At 33.1% G+C, this 15,602-nt stretch carries 11 protein-coding genes, 1 pseudogene and 1 riboswitch; of the genes and pseudogenes, 11 read left to right on the top strand and 1 reads right to left on the bottom strand.

Going from position 1 to position 15,602, the window contains the following annotated elements; all coding sequences use genetic code 11:
* Positions 1 to 3: 3 nt before the first annotated feature.
* The 7 genes from HNR52_RS02285 (at position 4) to HNR52_RS02255 (ending at position 9,890) form a co-directional block, all read left to right on the top strand.
* Positions 4 to 1,509, top strand: a complete 1,506-nt coding sequence (locus tag HNR52_RS02285) for a sensor histidine kinase (RefSeq protein ID WP_492226506.1) — start codon at positions 4 to 6, stop codon at positions 1,507 to 1,509.
* Positions 1,506 to 3,101, top strand: coding sequence for a response regulator (locus tag HNR52_RS02280; RefSeq protein WP_013788769.1), 1,596 nt, complete (start codon positions 1,506 to 1,508; stop codon positions 3,099 to 3,101). Before HNR52_RS02285 ends, HNR52_RS02280 begins: the two co-directional genes overlap by 4 nt.
* A complete protein-coding gene (locus HNR52_RS02275; protein WP_435619580.1) occupies positions 3,091 to 4,158 on the top strand; it encodes a sugar ABC transporter substrate-binding protein in 1,068 nt (355 codons plus the stop codon). Before HNR52_RS02280 ends, HNR52_RS02275 begins: the two co-directional genes overlap by 11 nt.
* 177 nt (positions 4,159 to 4,335) lie before the next feature.
* Entirely contained in the window at positions 4,336 to 5,511 is a 1,176-nt protein-coding gene (locus tag HNR52_RS02270) for a substrate-binding domain-containing protein (RefSeq protein ID WP_013788767.1), read from the top strand.
* 123 nt (positions 5,512 to 5,634) lie between these two features.
* Positions 5,635 to 7,134, top strand: coding sequence for a sugar ABC transporter ATP-binding protein (locus HNR52_RS02265; protein ID WP_041592256.1), 1,500 nt, complete (start codon positions 5,635 to 5,637; stop codon positions 7,132 to 7,134).
* A 19-nt stretch (positions 7,135 to 7,153) separates the two neighbouring features.
* Positions 7,154 to 8,326 carry a sugar ABC transporter permease gene (locus tag HNR52_RS02260; protein WP_013788765.1) on the top strand — a complete coding sequence of 391 codons (1,173 nt, stop codon included), beginning with the start codon at positions 7,154 to 7,156 and terminating at the stop codon, positions 8,324 to 8,326.
* Between the two features lie 397 nt (positions 8,327 to 8,723).
* A complete protein-coding gene (locus HNR52_RS02255; protein ID WP_435619579.1) occupies positions 8,724 to 9,890 on the top strand; it encodes a pyridoxal phosphate-dependent aminotransferase in 1,167 nt (388 codons plus the stop codon).
* A 359-nt stretch (positions 9,891 to 10,249) separates the two neighbouring features.
* Here the strand turns inward: HNR52_RS02255 and HNR52_RS02250 are convergent, their stop codons facing one another.
* Positions 10,250 to 10,810 (bottom strand): tyrosine-type recombinase/integrase, encoded by a 561-nt coding sequence (locus tag HNR52_RS02250; protein ID WP_013788763.1) that lies wholly within the window; start codon positions 10,808 to 10,810, stop codon positions 10,250 to 10,252.
* A 210-nt stretch (positions 10,811 to 11,020) separates the two neighbouring features.
* A riboswitch (cyclic di-GMP riboswitch) is annotated at positions 11,021 to 11,106 on the top strand.
* A gap of 125 nt (positions 11,107 to 11,231) precedes the next feature.
* Between HNR52_RS02250 and HNR52_RS02245 the strand changes: the two genes are divergently transcribed.
* The 4 genes and pseudogenes from HNR52_RS02245 to HNR52_RS02230 form a co-directional block, all read left to right on the top strand.
* A complete protein-coding gene (locus HNR52_RS02245) occupies positions 11,232 to 12,269 on the top strand; it encodes an HD-GYP domain-containing protein (RefSeq protein WP_435619578.1) in 1,038 nt (345 codons plus the stop codon).
* Positions 12,270 to 12,321: 52 nt separating this feature from the next.
* Positions 12,322 to 12,756, top strand: a complete 435-nt coding sequence (locus HNR52_RS02240) for a chemotaxis protein CheW (protein ID WP_013788761.1) — start codon at positions 12,322 to 12,324, stop codon at positions 12,754 to 12,756.
* Positions 12,743 to 14,800 (top strand): chemotaxis protein CheW, encoded by a 2,058-nt coding sequence (locus HNR52_RS02235; protein ID WP_435619577.1) that lies wholly within the window; start codon positions 12,743 to 12,745, stop codon positions 14,798 to 14,800. Before HNR52_RS02240 ends, HNR52_RS02235 begins: the two co-directional genes overlap by 14 nt.
* A gap of 49 nt (positions 14,801 to 14,849) precedes the next feature.
* Positions 14,850 to 15,602: pseudogene (locus HNR52_RS02230) on the top strand (methyl-accepting chemotaxis protein); the annotation flags it as partial.

Here is a 15,602-nt window from a genome sequence, read left to right as displayed (position 1 = left end):
ATGGTGAATAAGAGTTTATTTCAGTTTAAAGGAATAAGAAGAAAAATATTTGCACATCTTTTGATAACTATACTTATTATGGGGATTACAAGCATATACTCTTATTATAATGCGAAAATTGTAATAGACAGGTTAAAGTCTATTTTTACTGATTATGTGTACTTAAACAGTCTAAATAACGACATAAATTCTCTGGAGACAGAAGTTGAGAACTATCTTTCCACAAAATCTTCCGATTCGCTTCTAAATTATTATACCATTAGCAACAAGCTAAACAATAGTGCTGAAGACATGATGAGCATATCAGCATATGATAATGACAGCCTCATGCAAAAGGACATTGGCAATATGATAATAAGCCTTCTATCTGAGACAGATAAAGCTGTAAATGCCAAGAGAGGCAGAATAAGCAGCGAATATATAGAGTATTTCACAAGAGCTAATAAAATAAATGATTATATAAAATTGTACATCAATAATTTAATGTACAATAAACTTCAGGAAGGTACAATAAAATACAACAAAATATCTAAGAATATGGTTTTTATAAGCTTTTTAAATATTTTTCTGATAGCTATATCTGTGGTTTTAAATATCGTGTTGGGAATTATATACACTTATAGGATAACAAAGCCGATTTCAGAGTTATCTGACACAGCATTGAGGATTTCAAAAGGGGATTTTGACATAGATCCAATTAAAATAAAGACAGATGATGAAGTTAATATCTTGGCTGATGCTTTTAACAATATGGTTACTAACATTAAAAATTATATAGATGAGATAAAAATGCAGGCTAAAGTAGAAAAGCGTCTTAAAGAACAAGAGATGCAGAACCTTAAGATGAAAAATATCTTGAGAGAATCGGAATTAAAGGCACTTCAGTCCCAGATAAATCCACATTTTTTATTTAATACTTTAAACGCAGCATCACAAATTGCTATGATGGAAGGCGCAGAAAAATCATCTGAATTTATAGAAAAGGTGGCGGATCTTTTCAGGTACAATCTCAGAAAACTTGATAAACCAGTTACGCTGAAAGAAGAAATAGACAATGTGTTTAATTACATGTACATTCTAAAGACAAGATTTGGCGATAAGGTGGAATTTCAGGCGGACATAGATGAGAAACTTTTAGATGTAAAAGTGCCTTGTACAATTGTTCAGCCTGTTGTTGAAAATGCATTCATTCATGGTATAGAAGACATGGAGGGAGATGGCCATATAAAGATAGAGATTAAAAGAGTAGGAGATAGTATTCATATTGATGTCATAGACAACGGTATGGGAATGTCTAAGGAAAGTATTGATAAGATTTTGGCTGCGGATGATCCTGACAACGATGAGAATAAGCATGTCACAGGCATTGGAATGCACAATGTGATAAACCGCTTAAGGCTATACTACAATAAGCCCAATATAAGTGATGTCATAGAGATAGAAAGCCGCATAGGATATGGAACAAGGGTGACTTTAAAGATTCCTGATGGAAGGGGTAGTGCAGCATGATAAAAATACTTATAGCAGATGACGAGCAGATAGTGGTGGATTCTGTAAAATTTGTCATTGATAATAACTGTGATGATGTGGAAGTTGTAGATTTTGCAAAATCGGGAAGAGAAGCCATAGAAAAAGCTAATATGTTAAAACCTGATGTTGTATTCATGGACATAAGAATGCCTGGCATAGATGGCATAGAGGCAATTAAGAGAATTAAGGAAAGCCACAATGATATAGAGTTTGTCATAATCACAGCTTATGATTATTTCAACTATGCAAAAGAGGCAATAAACCTGGATGTAGTAGACTACCTTTTAAAACCGCTAAATAAAAACAAGGTCATAGATACAGTCAAAAAAGTCAAAAGATTGGTAGAAAAAAAGCGCGAAGATATGGCAAAAGAATTAGAAATGAAGGAAAAAATGACAGCGATACTGCCATATATTGAAAATGAAATGATATATTCCTTATCATCGTCTAATTTTAAACAGGAAGATATTGATTTTTATGGAAATATATTTAATATTAAATTGGATATGGGTTTTGCCGTGGTCGTTTTGATTGATAAAGACAGTACAGATTCGGATATCTTTATGGGAAATGTTAAAGTGCACGAAAAGCTGATGCACCTTAAAGAATATATAAAAAGTTTAAGAGATTGCCTTGCAACTATTTTGCTTGACAGGATAATAGTCTATGTTCCTACAGTAGCTTATGATGATCTATATATAATTAAAAATGATTCAATTAGCTTTTGCGAAATGATTTTAAAAGAGATGAGAAACATCGAGATAGGAGTCAGAATAGGCATAGGCAGACCGTATGAGACAGCTTATTTTTCGAAGTCATATGATGAAGCTTTATTTGCCATAAAGACAGGTTCTGACGCTATAACACATTTTGATGACATTAAGTTATCTGAAACAAAAGAACTTGATTTAAATTATGATACGGCTGAGCTTGTAGAAAATATCATATCCAATAGCATTGACGGAGCTTTAATTAATGTCAACAGTATTTTTAAAAAATTGCAACATAATTATGAAGATAGTATAGAAATGATTAAATCGAAGGTATTTAGCCTTCTTATTGAAGTTATGACTAAAATCAACACGTACTGTGATGTTACGTCAGTATTAGAAGAAAATTTGATTATTGATATTTTAAAGGCCGACGAAATAGATAGCCTAAAAGGCATGTTTTCAAAATTTGTATCAAACGTTATAACGAAATTGCACAAAAATAGGGAGAAATACTACACAGGACTTATTGCAAAGGCTATTGATTATATAAATGAAAATTACCATAAAGATATAAAACTTTACGATGTGGCCCAGATGCTAAGCATAAGCTATCACTATTTCAGCAAGATGTTTAAAGAAGAGACAAATTGCAATTTTGTTGATTACATCACTCGAGTAAGAATAGAAAAGGCGAAAGAGTTTTTGCAGGACGAAACCACAAGTGTAAAGGAGGTTTGCTTTAAGGTAGGATACAATGATCCTAACTATTTTAGCAGGATATTTAGAAAGGAGACAGGCATGACTCCTACAGATTACAAAAATAGAGTATCAAAAGGAGGTGTTGCGTTTGAAAGTTAAACTAAGAGATGTGATATTAGTGCTGCTTACGTTGATATTGATAGTTCTTCTGGTGTTATTAGGAAACAGGATATACAAATATTATGAAACTAACAAATATGTCGACGATACAAGTGATAAAAATGTGATAAAGATAGGATTTTCTCTTGGCACTTTAAAAGAAGAAAGATGGGTAAAGGATCGGGATATATTCATGGCAAAAGCGAAAGAGTTGGGAGCAGAAGTTTTTGTGCAAAATGCAAACAATGATGACGAGGATCAGATAAAGCAAGTGAGATATTTGCTGGACAAGAAGATTGATGTACTTGTTATTGTTCCAAACGATCTTAAGAAAGCTTCTGCAGCGGTGGAGATGGCTAAAAAGGCAGGTGTCAAGGTTATTTCCTACGATAGGCTTGTCTTAAATTCAAATGTAGATTTATATATTTCATTTGATAATGTAAAGGTCGGAAAGCTAATGGCAGAATACCTGATTAAAAGGTATCCAAAAGGCAATTATCTCATAATAAATGGTGCTACAAATGACAACAACACAAAGATGCTTAAAGAAGGGTATGACAGCGTATTGCTTCCAAAGGTTAAAAGCGGAGACATACACATATTAGGGGAGGAATGGTGTCCAAACTGGATGTCAGAATACGCATTTCAATCTACTGAAAAATATATACAGGAAAATTATAAGATAGATGCAATAATTGCTGGTGACGACGGATTGGCAAATGGCATAATTGAAGCATTGTCAGAACACAGGTTGGCAGGCAAGGTGGCTGTTGTGGCGCAAGATGCTGACCTTGCCGCATGTCAGAGAATAATAGAGGGTACTCAGCTTATGACTATATACAAGCCAATTGATAAACTTGCTGGAGATGCGGCGAAGTTGGCAGTGAAATTGGCAAAAGGGGAGAAATTAAACGTAGGCAATACGATTTACGATGGGAAGTACAATGTTCCATATTACAAGCTGGAGCCAATAGCGGTTGATAAGACTAACATAGACGATACTGTGATTAAAGATGGCTTCCATAGCCGCGACGATGTTTACAGATATACCAATTGATTTTTTTAAGGCTTAAAGCCTTTATTTTTTTGTCATAAAATAATCCAGATAAAATTTTAAATAAAATTATTTAAAGCAAAAAAATGAATAAAAACAAAAAATGTTTTAGAGGCGAAATAAAGATGTTTGTAGAATATATATAGCGAAAATACAAAAAACAGAAAGGGGATAGTATTTATGAAAACATTTAGGTTATGGCTTGTAGTTGCTTTGATGGTTTTTGCAACTTTCGCATTTGCAGGTTGTGGGAATAGTACAAGCTCAAGCAGCACAGGCTCAAGCAATACAAGTTCAAGTAATACAAGTTCAAGCAATACAAGCTCAAATGCTGCAGGTAAGTATTCAAATGTTGGTATAGTGCTACCAACAAAAGCTGAATCAAGATGGCCAATGGCACAGAAACAATTTGAACAAGCATTGCCAGGTGCGACAATTCTTTATAGTAATGGAGATACCGCTACTGAAAAAACAAACGTTGAAAGTCTTATATCTAAGGGCGCAAAGACGATTGTTATATGCCCACAGGATGCAACTGCAGCAGCGGCTGAAGTAAACGAGGCTCATGATAAAGGTGTTAAAGTTATTTCTTATGACAGACTTATAATGAATACACCAAATGTTGACTACTATGTAACATTTGACAGTGTAGCTGTTGGTGCAGCTCAAGCCCAATATTTGGTTGATAATGCTAAGGGTACAGGCAATCACTTGTATTTATATGCAGGTGCTCCTTCAGATAACAATGCATTCTTATTCTTCCAGGGTGCATGGAGTGTTCTTCAACCAAAGATTGCTGATGGTACATTCGTAATAGAAAATTCAAGTATTGCTGATTCACTGAAAAACACAGCAACACTTAATCACAGTCAATTAGCTCAAATTATAGGTCAGATTACAACAAACTGGGATCCAGCAACTGCTAAGACATTAGCACAAGCTAACTTGGCAAAAGCAAAAGCAGATCAGAAGGGTGTTGTTTATGTTCTTGCTCCAAATGATGATACATCACGTGCTATAACAGATACATTCAGAGCAGACAAAGATGTTACTCAGATTTACTCAACAGGTCAGGACTTTACACAGGCTTCATTGCAGTACATCTTAGATGGTAAGCAGAGCATGACAGTTTGGAAATCAGATGCAAAACTTGTTGCTGACGTTAAAGATATAGTTGATTCTATTAACAATAATGAAAAGCCATCATGTATCGTAACAACCTACAATAATGGTAGTAAAGACGTTCCTGCAACGAAAGCTCCTTTGACTATCGTTACAAAGGATAATGCTGAAAGTATTATTAATTCTTCAGGATTGTATAAAATAGACAACGGTAAAGTTGTTCCAATACAATAATAATAGACTGTTTATTATTACGTTATACAAGTTGGAAGGGTAGGATAAACGCTTGCTTATCATGCCCTTCGACTTTAATTTAGGAGGTGCAAACTCTTGAAAGATGCTGAATATATTCTTGAAATGGATAATATCGGGAAAACATTCCCTGGTGTTAAAGCACTGGATGGTGTAAACTTCAAGGTTAAACGAGGAGAAATTCATTGCTTGGTGGGTGAAAATGGTGCAGGAAAATCAACGTTGATGAAGATTCTATCTGGTGTTTACCCATCAGGTACATTTACCGGAAGAATTATTTTAAATTCTACTGAACAACATTTTAGAAGTATTGAAGATAGTGAAAAAGCAGGAATTGCCATAATACATCAGGAGCTTGCTTTAATACCGGAACTCACAATTTATGAAAACATATTTTTGGGACACGAAATCAAAAAAGGTTCGTTTATAGATTGGAATGAAACGATTATTAAAGCAAAAGAAGTGCTTAAAAGAATTCGCGTAAATATTAATCCTGAAACTAAAATTAAGGATGTCGGTGTTGGAGTTCAACAGCTTGTTGAAATAGGCAAAGCCTTAAGCAAAGATGTTAAACTCTTGATTTTAGATGAGCCGACAGCAGCGCTTAGTGAAGTAGATTGTGATAATTTGCTACAAATTTTAAGAGAATTAAAGCAACAAGGCATAACATGTATAATGATCTCACATAAATTAAAAGAAGTTATTTCTATTGCTGACACAATCACGGTTTTAAGAGATGGAAAGACAATTACGTCGATTGATGCCACTAAACGCAAAGTTGAGGAAAAAGAAATAATTAAGTATATGGTCGGTAGAGAGATAGAAGATATTTATCCAAAGAGGGAAGACGTTAAACATGGAGATGTATGTTTTGAATTGAAAAATTGGACAGCTTATGATCCAAGCAAAGGGCGTGAAATTCTTCATAATATTAATTTTAAAGTCCATAAGGGTGAAATTGTTGGAATTGCAGGACTTATGGGTGCAGGGCGTACTGAAATGGCTCTAAGTATTTTTGGCAATACAAAGCATTATAATATAAAAGGTGAATTATATATTAATGGAGTCAAAAAGCATTTAAGTTCTCCAGAGAAAGCTATTAAAGAGAAAATTGTATATGTTACAGAAGATAGAAAAGGGAATGGCCTTGTATTGATTCAAGATATAAAATTTAATATAACCCTTTCCAATCTCAAGCAGTTATTGAGTGGGCTTTTTATTGACCAACATAAAGAAGTAAATGCTGCAAATAAATTCTTTAATGAGTTAAATATTAAAGCACCTTCTATCGAGCAAATTGTTGGGACTTTGTCTGGTGGTAATCAGCAAAAGGTTTCAGTAGCTAAAGGACTTTTTACTTTGCCAGACTTGTTGATATTGGATGAGCCAACGCGAGGAATTGATGTTGGAGCCAAGTTTGAAATATATACAATTATGAATGAACTTGTTAAGAGGGGTATGAGCATCATAATGATTTCCTCTGAGTTACCTGAAATATTAGGTATGAGCGATAGGATATATGTTATGTCTAATGGTACTATGACCGGTGTTATAGATGCTAAGGATGCAACAGAGGAGAAAATTATGGAAATGGCTACGGCCTGATATTTTGAGGAGGGATATTATGAAAGGACTAGGTGTAATTCTTAGAAAAAACATACGTGATTATGGTATGTTTATTGCATTAGCTGTAATTTTCGTTTTATTTACTATTTTAACTAAAGGTACGTTTATTTCTCCATATAATATATCAAGTTTAATAAATCAAACGGGTTATATAGCAGTGTTAGCTACTGGTATGACGCTTGTAATTATTGTTCGGCAAATTGACTTGTCAGTCGGTTTCCTTTCAGGTTTTTTAGGAGCTATAGCTGCAATATTAATGATGAATTATCATGTTCCAGCTATTCTTGCAATCCTTATTGTACTGGCTTTAGGTGCAGTTATTGGTTTGTTCTTTGGTACACTGATTGCAAAGGTTGGTATACCTGCATTTGTCGTAACTTTGGCAGGTATGATATCTTCCCATGGATTATTGTTACTTGCTACTCAGGCAGGCGGTACAATTAACATTACTGATAAATTCTTTAATGAAATAGGCAATGGGTTTATACCAAGTTTTGGAAAAATCGGTGAGTTTACAGTATCAACTCTTGTAATTGGTTTAATTGGTATAGTATTGTTTATTTACTTTCAAGTTAAGGCTCGTAACACAAAGAAAAAATACAATTTTGAAGTTTTACCTATGCCTTTTTTTATAGCTAAAATCGCTTTTGTTGTTGCATTGATTGCAGCATTAATGCTTATTTTAGCAATGAATAATGGTATTTCTTGGACATTTGTTATTGTCTTTGTAGTTGTTTCAATATTTACGGTGATATTAAACAAAACAACATTTGGACGTCATATTTATGCTGTTGGTGGTAATCCTGAAGCAGCTGAACTTTCAGGTATCAATGTGGCAAATGTTTTAATTTACACATTTGTTATTATGGAAACTTTGACTGCACTTTCAGGAATACTTTTTGCATCAAGAATGCAAAGTGCTTCACCAACAGCAGGTACAGGTTTTGAGCTCCTGGCAATTGCCGGTGCATTTATCGGTGGATGTTCTGCAAACGGCGGTGTTGGTAAAGTTACAGGCTCATTAATAGGTGCCTTGGTTATGGCATCATTAACCAATGGCATGGATTTAATGGGACTTGGAAGTTCTATTCAATACGTAATACAAGGTATAATACTTGTTTTAGCTGTTGTATTTGACATCCTTACACGTCGTTCTCAAGCTGTTGGCTGATTAAAGGTGCCTATAAAAGCGCATTCAATTGATCAGGAGCTGAATAAAATTATTTTGTCAGCGTCATCAAAGTGTTTTTTTATAAGGGTCGTATTGAGTATTTGGCTATTGGATATTCTCCAGTAGCCTTTTCTTATATTGCGTATGTCTATGCTTTTTATCTCTTTACTCTTAATTTCGTACTTTTTTAGTATTGATAGTTTGTATTGAAGCTTTTTTACCATTTGAAAGGTACGTTTATGCGATTGGTGGATTGCAGTGTACTTATTGTTCTTGTCATCGCAGTATTGGTAGATATTTCTACAAAAAAGAGAGGATAAAGATTATGATGCTTTAAATTGTTGAAATTGTGTATTATAATTGAATCAAGAGTTTTTATAGAAAGTGGGGGAGCATGGTGGATTTCGAAGATAGAGTTTCAAAGCGTGCAAAATCTATAGAGATATCTACAATAAGATATTTTTTTAATATGGCAAAAGAAGTGTCTGGTGCTATATCGCTGACGATCGGGGAGCCGGATTTTGTCACACCAAGGCACATAATCGATGCAGCGTATGCCTCATTATTAGAAGGTAAAACTGGATATACTGTAAATGCTGGGCTTATAGAATTACGGCAAGAGATATCAAAATATCTTAAAAGAAGTTGTGATGTAGAGTATAAGCCTGATGGTGAGATACTTGTCACAATCGGTGCGACGGAGGCTATTTACATAGCATTGAATACTCTTGTGGAAGATGGAGATGAAGTTTTGATACCTGAGCCGTCATTTGTGGCTTATGATCCGTGTACAAAGTTAGCTGGTGGCAAATCTGTCTTTGTCCCTACATATGAAAAAGATAACTTTGTCTTAAAAGCAGATGTGTTAGAAAAGTATGTTACGGAGAGATCGAAGGTTTTGATTTTGCCGTATCCGAATAATCCAACAGGAGCTGTCATGCCTTATGAGGAAATGGTGAAATTGGTTGAAGTAGTATTAAAGCACGATTTGCTGGTTGTGACGGATGAGATATACTCTGAACTGGTTTACGATGGCTTTAAGCATGTAAGTTTTGCGTCACTGCCTGGAATGTGGGAAAGGACTGTTTTGATAAATGGCTTTTCTAAGTCTTATGCCATGACTGGATGGAGGCTTGGCTATATAGCAGCACCGGAGTATTTTGTAAAGCACATGACAAAGATACATCAGTACGATGTCACATCAGCATCGACCCAATCGCAATATGCAGGATTGGAGGCTTTAAGAAATGGCGATGGCGATGTAAAATTTATGCGGGAGAAATACGATGAAAGAAGGAAATTTTTGTATTCAAGCTTAATTGATATGGGCTTTGAGTGCTTTGAACCTAAAGGAGCATTTTACATTTTCCCATCGATCAAAGAGACTGGACTAACATCGTTAGAATTTGCCAAAAAGCTTTTATATGAGGCGAAAGTTGCAACAGTGCCAGGAAGCGCATTTGGTGAGCATGGCGAGGGATACATAAGGATGTCTTATGCCACATCGATGGAAAATCTAAAAGAGGCAGTAAAAAGGATAAGGGAGTTTATGAAGAAGTTTTAAGGAGAAAACCCATGGATATAAGTCCATGGGTTTTAAACTTTTTTGCGATAGAAAAGAAAACATTTAGATCGATTTAACAATTAATTTACTAAAAGTTGCCGAAATGATATATAGATTAACAAACAGATTGAATGTTTCGTACAGGAGGGATTGAAAGGATACAGGTAAAAAATAAACCATCTACAGATTACACAAATATCCAAGATACCATATATTTGGTATCTTATTAAATGTAACAATATAATCATTTTGTTACTTATTACAACATATTCTCTTATTCGACAGAAAAATCTAAAATCCTGCATAATATAACAAAATTTTAAAGATTTTATTACAAAAATTTCTATGACATTTTTTGCTTAAAATTGAACCAATGTATATAATTCATCTTTCTGTTCTTGATTTACGCCGATATATCTTAAAGTGATTTTTTGGGAACTATGATTAAAAGTATCCATTATTAAGCCTATATTATAACGCGATGTTTTATAACTCCAATAACCCCAAGTTTTTCTCAAACTATGAGTACCAAAATTTTCGACACCAACAATTTCAGCGGCTTCTTTTAAAATTCTGTAACTTTGAATTCTTCCTATATGTCCGCCTTTATTGCTTGGAAATAAATAATCATCATATTTTAAGCATCTTAATTTTATGTATTTATCAATTTCCTTTTTTAATGATTCATTAATTTTAATTTTTTTCTCTTTTTCAGTTTTTTTCTCTTTAATAGTAAGATATTCACGAAAATTAAAATTGCTTGTATAAATGTCATTGACCTTTATAGGTAAAATATCACTAATCCTTAAGCCAGTATTTAAGCCAAATTTAAAAAGCAAACCGTATTTAGGATCTTTACCTTGTAAATAATAATACATTTGCTTTATTTTAACTTTATCTCGTATAGGTTCAACTGTCATAATTTTTCCTCCTAATTATTAATAATTTAACTATAATGTCAAAATGATTACATAGTTATTATAAAAAAGATACATTGATTTGTATATAGATATATATAAAAACACTAAATTAATTGTTTAAAATGCTTATGTATCAAATATATTATAATCTTATTAAATGTAACAAAATGATTATATTGTTACATTATACTATTTTGAATAACAATATGAACTTGAAAAGAGCAAACTTATCGAAAGATAAGGACGCAAAGCCACGGGTCTAAAGCAGATTCTGCTAAGATGGCCGGGTTGCCAGCTTACTAATTGAAATAGGGCAACCATGTGGTTATCCTATTTTTTTATTTGTAAATCAATGAAATTAGAGTAGAAAAGATGATGCAATAAAATTAAATATTATTTGTGATGGAGGTGAAAGCATGAAATGGATTCAAAAAATATGGAAATAGATATATATGATCCATTAACGGGCCTTTACACCAGAAAATATGTTGAAGAAAAGCTAAGCGAATTAGATAATTTTAAAAACACTTCAATGGCAGTAGTTATGCTAGATATTAATGGCATTAAAATGATTAATGATACATTTGGGTATAGAGAAGGTGATAAGCTTTTAAGAAGTCTTGCAAATGAGTTGAAACATGGTTTAGGAAATAATGATATTATTGCAAGATGGGGAGAAGATGAATTTTTAGTACTCATGCATGACAGCAACATGGAAAATGCAGCAAAAAAAATTGAAACAATTGTTTCAACTAAAATAAAGTTAATCAAAAAAGATGAACAGTTGAGTGTAGCTGTTGGAATATCTTCAAAGCGTAGTTCTGAGAATTCAATTATTCAAGCAATAAAAGATGCAGAAGAAGAAATGAATAGACAAAAGTTTGTAATGAACACGAGTCATCGAAGTGTTGTTGTCAATGCAATTCTTGCCACATTACATTTTAAAAGTTGGGAAACGGAGGAACATGCTAAGAGGCTAAAAGACCATTGTCTTATTATTGGAAAGGAAATGAACCTTTCAATGAAAGAACTTAATGAATTAGCTCTTTTGGCAATATTACACGATATAGGCAAAATAGGCATAAGCGAAAGTGTTCTTAAAAAGCGTGAACCGTTGACAGATAGTGATTGGACCGAAATAAAGAAACATCCAGAAATAGGATATGAAATTATTTCAAATATACCAGAGTTAAAGACAATAGCAAAATACATATTGTACCATCATGAAAGATGGGATGGAAATGGATATCCTCATGGGTTGAAAGGAGAAAAGATCCCATTGTTTTGCCGTATTTTGTCAGTTGCAGATGCCTTTGATGCTATGACAAATGACCGCATATATAGAAAAGCACTAAAAATTGACCAGGCAATTTTAGAGATAAAAAAGAATGCAGGAACTCAATTTGATCCATACATAGCAGAACTTTTTAGCAAAATTTATAGAGATATTAAAAGTTAGTATGATTTGCTTTCTGAACTTTGCTTAAATATTTTGTTGGAGGGAATTTGGTTTGAATGAATTATTAGATTACCAATATGTTGTATGTGAATTGTGCGGAGAAAAATATGCAATAAAGATAAATGAAGTGTATGAAATTATCCGATTTAAAAAAATCACTTATTTGCATAATAGCAAAGCATATTTAGAAGGTATTATAAATTTGCGTGGAAAAATTGTACCAGTCATTAATGTACATCGAATATTGGGACTTGAAGATTATTCTGATACTAAATCAACACGTATCGTAATATTAAGATTTGATGACGAATTAGTTGGCACAATCGTTGATAGAGTAATTCAGGTCACAAAGTTTTCCGATATTCAACCGACTCCTGAAACAGTAGACGAAATAAGTGGAAATTATTTTGAAGGGTTAGGAATTACACAAGATGGCGAAGTTATAGCAATAATGAAAATCGATAAATTGTTAAATGCGGAGCATTGACAGGCAGGAGGTGTATAAATTGTATGATACTCCGGAATTCATCAGAGCTTTTCTTGACGAAGTTGATGAGCAACTGCAACTTTTTGAAGAAAATATTCTTAAATTAGAACAAAATGCAAATGACGATGAAATAATAAAAACATTATTTAGGGTAGCACATACACTAAAAGGATCGTCTGCAGCAATGGGATTTGAAAAAATGAAAATTTTGACCCACGAAATGGAAGATGTGTTAGACAAGATACGAAGCGGTAACATTAAAGTAGCAAAGCCAGTGATAGATGTTCTTTTTAGATGTTTAGATGTGTTGAAAAGTCTAAAAGAAGAATTTTCTTCAAATGGAGAAATGAAAACTGATATAACTTTAATATTATCGGAGTTGCACAAATACATGTCAGACGATCAATTATTGAAGGAAAATATGAATTCAGAAACAAATAAAGAATTTAAACTCGATTTAGAACAACAAATTCAAGCACAACAAGCTGCAGCATCTGGTTTAAATGTGTTTGTATGTGAAGTGAAATTAAAAAAAGATTGCGCTATGAAAGCTGTACGTGCTTTTTTGATTTTAAATTTTTTAAATCAATTGGGTACTGTTATTAAAAGTGAACCTGATATGACAGATGTGAATGATAATATTGATGTAGAAAATATTTCGTATTTGTTGATTACTGAATTTGATAAAGAAGAATTAAAAGTTAGAGTTTTAGATAGAATGTTGGAGATTGAAAGCTTTAATGTAGATTTGTTTGATTTAAGTTTAATAAATAGCCAATCAGATAATATCAGCAACGTGACAAAATCTAATGGTTATGAAGGACAAACCCAAAATGAGACAAAAAATAAGGCAAATCAAACAGTTAGAGTGGACATAGGCAGATTAGAAAAAATGATGGAGATGGTTGGCGAACTTGTAATTGAGAAATCAAGAATTACTCAAATTGTTAGTTCATTGCATGAACGATACAATTCAGATAATTCTTTTGAGGATTTAGAAGAAATTTCAAATCAGATATCAAGGATAACAAATGAGCTTCAAGAATTAGTATTAAAAGTTCGCATGCTGCCTATTAAACAATTATTTAGCAGAATACCACGTTTAGTAAGAGATTTATCAAATTCTCTTAATAAAGAAATTGAGTTAGTTATAGAAGGTGAAGATACAGAATTAGATAAAACTATAATTGAAGATTTAGCAGATCCATTAGTACATCTAATCAGAAATGCTGCTGATCACGGAATAGAAACACCTGATGAGCGCTTAAAAGCAGGTAAAAGTCCTAAGGGCACTATAAGAGTCAATGCATATCATCAAGAAAATCAGTTTATTCTAACAGTTCAAGATGATGGACGTGGAATTAATTTGAATAAGGTTAAAGAAGTCGCATTAAAAAAGGGAATAATTTCACGTCAGGATGCAGACTTATTAAATGAAAAAGAAATTTTAGAGCTAATTTTTAAACCTGGATTTTCTACATCTCAAAGTGTCAGTGACATTTCTGGGCGTGGAGTAGGGATGGATATTGTTCGCAATAATATTAATAAACTTAATGGAGTTATAGAAGTCGAAACAAAAGAATGGGAAGGTACAAAGTTTATAATAAAACTTCCATTGACGTTGGCTATTTTGAATGGACTTTTAATACGAATAAATAATGAAATATATGCTATTCCAGTAAGCAATGTAATAGAGATTGTACGGTTAAATGAAAAAGAAATAAAAAAAGTTAAAAAGCAAGATGTTGTAATTATTAGAGAAAGAACAATTTCACTAATTTGGCTGCATGATTATTTTAGAGTACCTAGAAAGAGAAAAAATAAAAATATTATCATCGTAATTTTAGGTATTGCCGAAAAAAGATTTGGACTTGTCGTTGATGAACTTATTGGCAATCAAGAAATTGTAGTTAAAAATTTTAGCTCATACATAGGAAAACTTGATATTTTTTCTGGAGCAACTATTTTAGGTGATGGAAATGTAGCATGTATTTTGGATGTTGCTGGAATTGTGAAAACAACTGCGTCCAAAAAAAATCTGTGACAAAGAATTTGTATAAAAATATTAAATAAAAATTTGAGGAGGTACAGCAATGAGTTTTAAGGAAAATGTTGCAAAAAAATTGATAAAAGGTACGACATATCATGAAAATTTAAAGAGAGCAGTTTATGCTGTAGATGATATTGACAGCAAATTGGGAAAATTTACAGATATAACCAATAAGATACTTAGCGGATTAAAAGAGCAGTCAACAACAATAGAATCAACTAAAATAGGTACTGAAGAGTTAGCTGGATTGATTAATGATGTAGAAGAAAGTGTAGGGCAATTAGTTAAGTTTGTCGATAAGGCTAATAATTCTTTGGAAAAGTTATACAGTCTTACTAATCAAGTAGCAGGCAATAGCGAAAGTACAGCAAGTTCAGTAGAGCAGATATCAGCATCGATAGAGCAGATAAGCAAGTCGATAAAAGGAGTAGCAGGGAATGCAGAAAGCTTGTCAGCATCAGCAGAAGAAACATCAGCGGCGATAGAAGAAATGGTAGCATCAATAAATCAAGTAGCAGGCAATAGCGAAAGCACAGCAAGTTCAGTAGAGCAGATATCAGCATCAATAGAGCAGATAAGCAAGTCGATAAAAGGAGTAGCAGGGAACGCAGAAAGTTTGTCAGCATCAGCAGAAGAAACATCGGCAGCGATAGAAGAAATGGTAGCATCAATAAATCAAGTAGCAGGCAATAGCGAAAGTACAGCAAGTTCAGTAGAGCAGATATCAGCATCGATAGAACAGATAAGCAAGTCGATAAAAGGAGTAGCAGGGAACGCAGAAAGCTTGTCAGCATCA

Source organism: Thermoanaerobacterium thermosulfurigenes, assembly GCF_051201035.1.
In the GTDB taxonomy this organism is placed as follows: domain Bacteria; phylum Bacillota; class Thermoanaerobacteria; order Thermoanaerobacterales; family Thermoanaerobacteraceae; genus Thermoanaerobacterium; species Thermoanaerobacterium thermosulfurigenes.
Note: the sequence above shows the minus strand (reverse complement) of the source record. Positions and strands in the feature narration are given on the sequence as shown.

Bases quoted from the DNA above. Each gene is read 5' to 3' on its own strand.
- HNR52_RS02280 (WP_013788769.1), top strand. From the start codon at position 1,506: ATGATAAAAATACTTATAGCAGATGACGAGCAGATAGTGGTGGATTCT.
- HNR52_RS02270 (WP_013788767.1), top strand. From the start codon at position 4,336: ATGAAAACATTTAGGTTATGGCTTGTAGTTGCTTTGATGGTTTTTGCA.
- HNR52_RS02265 (WP_041592256.1), top strand. From the start codon at position 5,635: ATGGATAATATCGGGAAAACATTCCCTGGTGTTAAAGCACTGGATGGT.
- HNR52_RS02260 (WP_013788765.1), top strand. From the start codon at position 7,154: ATGAAAGGACTAGGTGTAATTCTTAGAAAAAACATACGTGATTATGGT.
- HNR52_RS02250 (WP_013788763.1), bottom strand. From the start codon at position 10,810: ATGACAGTTGAACCTATACGAGATAAAGTTAAAATAAAGCAAATGTAT.
- HNR52_RS02245 (WP_435619578.1), top strand. From the start codon at position 11,232: ATGGATTCAAAAAATATGGAAATAGATATATATGATCCATTAACGGGC.
- HNR52_RS02235 (WP_435619577.1), top strand. From the start codon at position 12,743: ATGCGGAGCATTGACAGGCAGGAGGTGTATAAATTGTATGATACTCCG.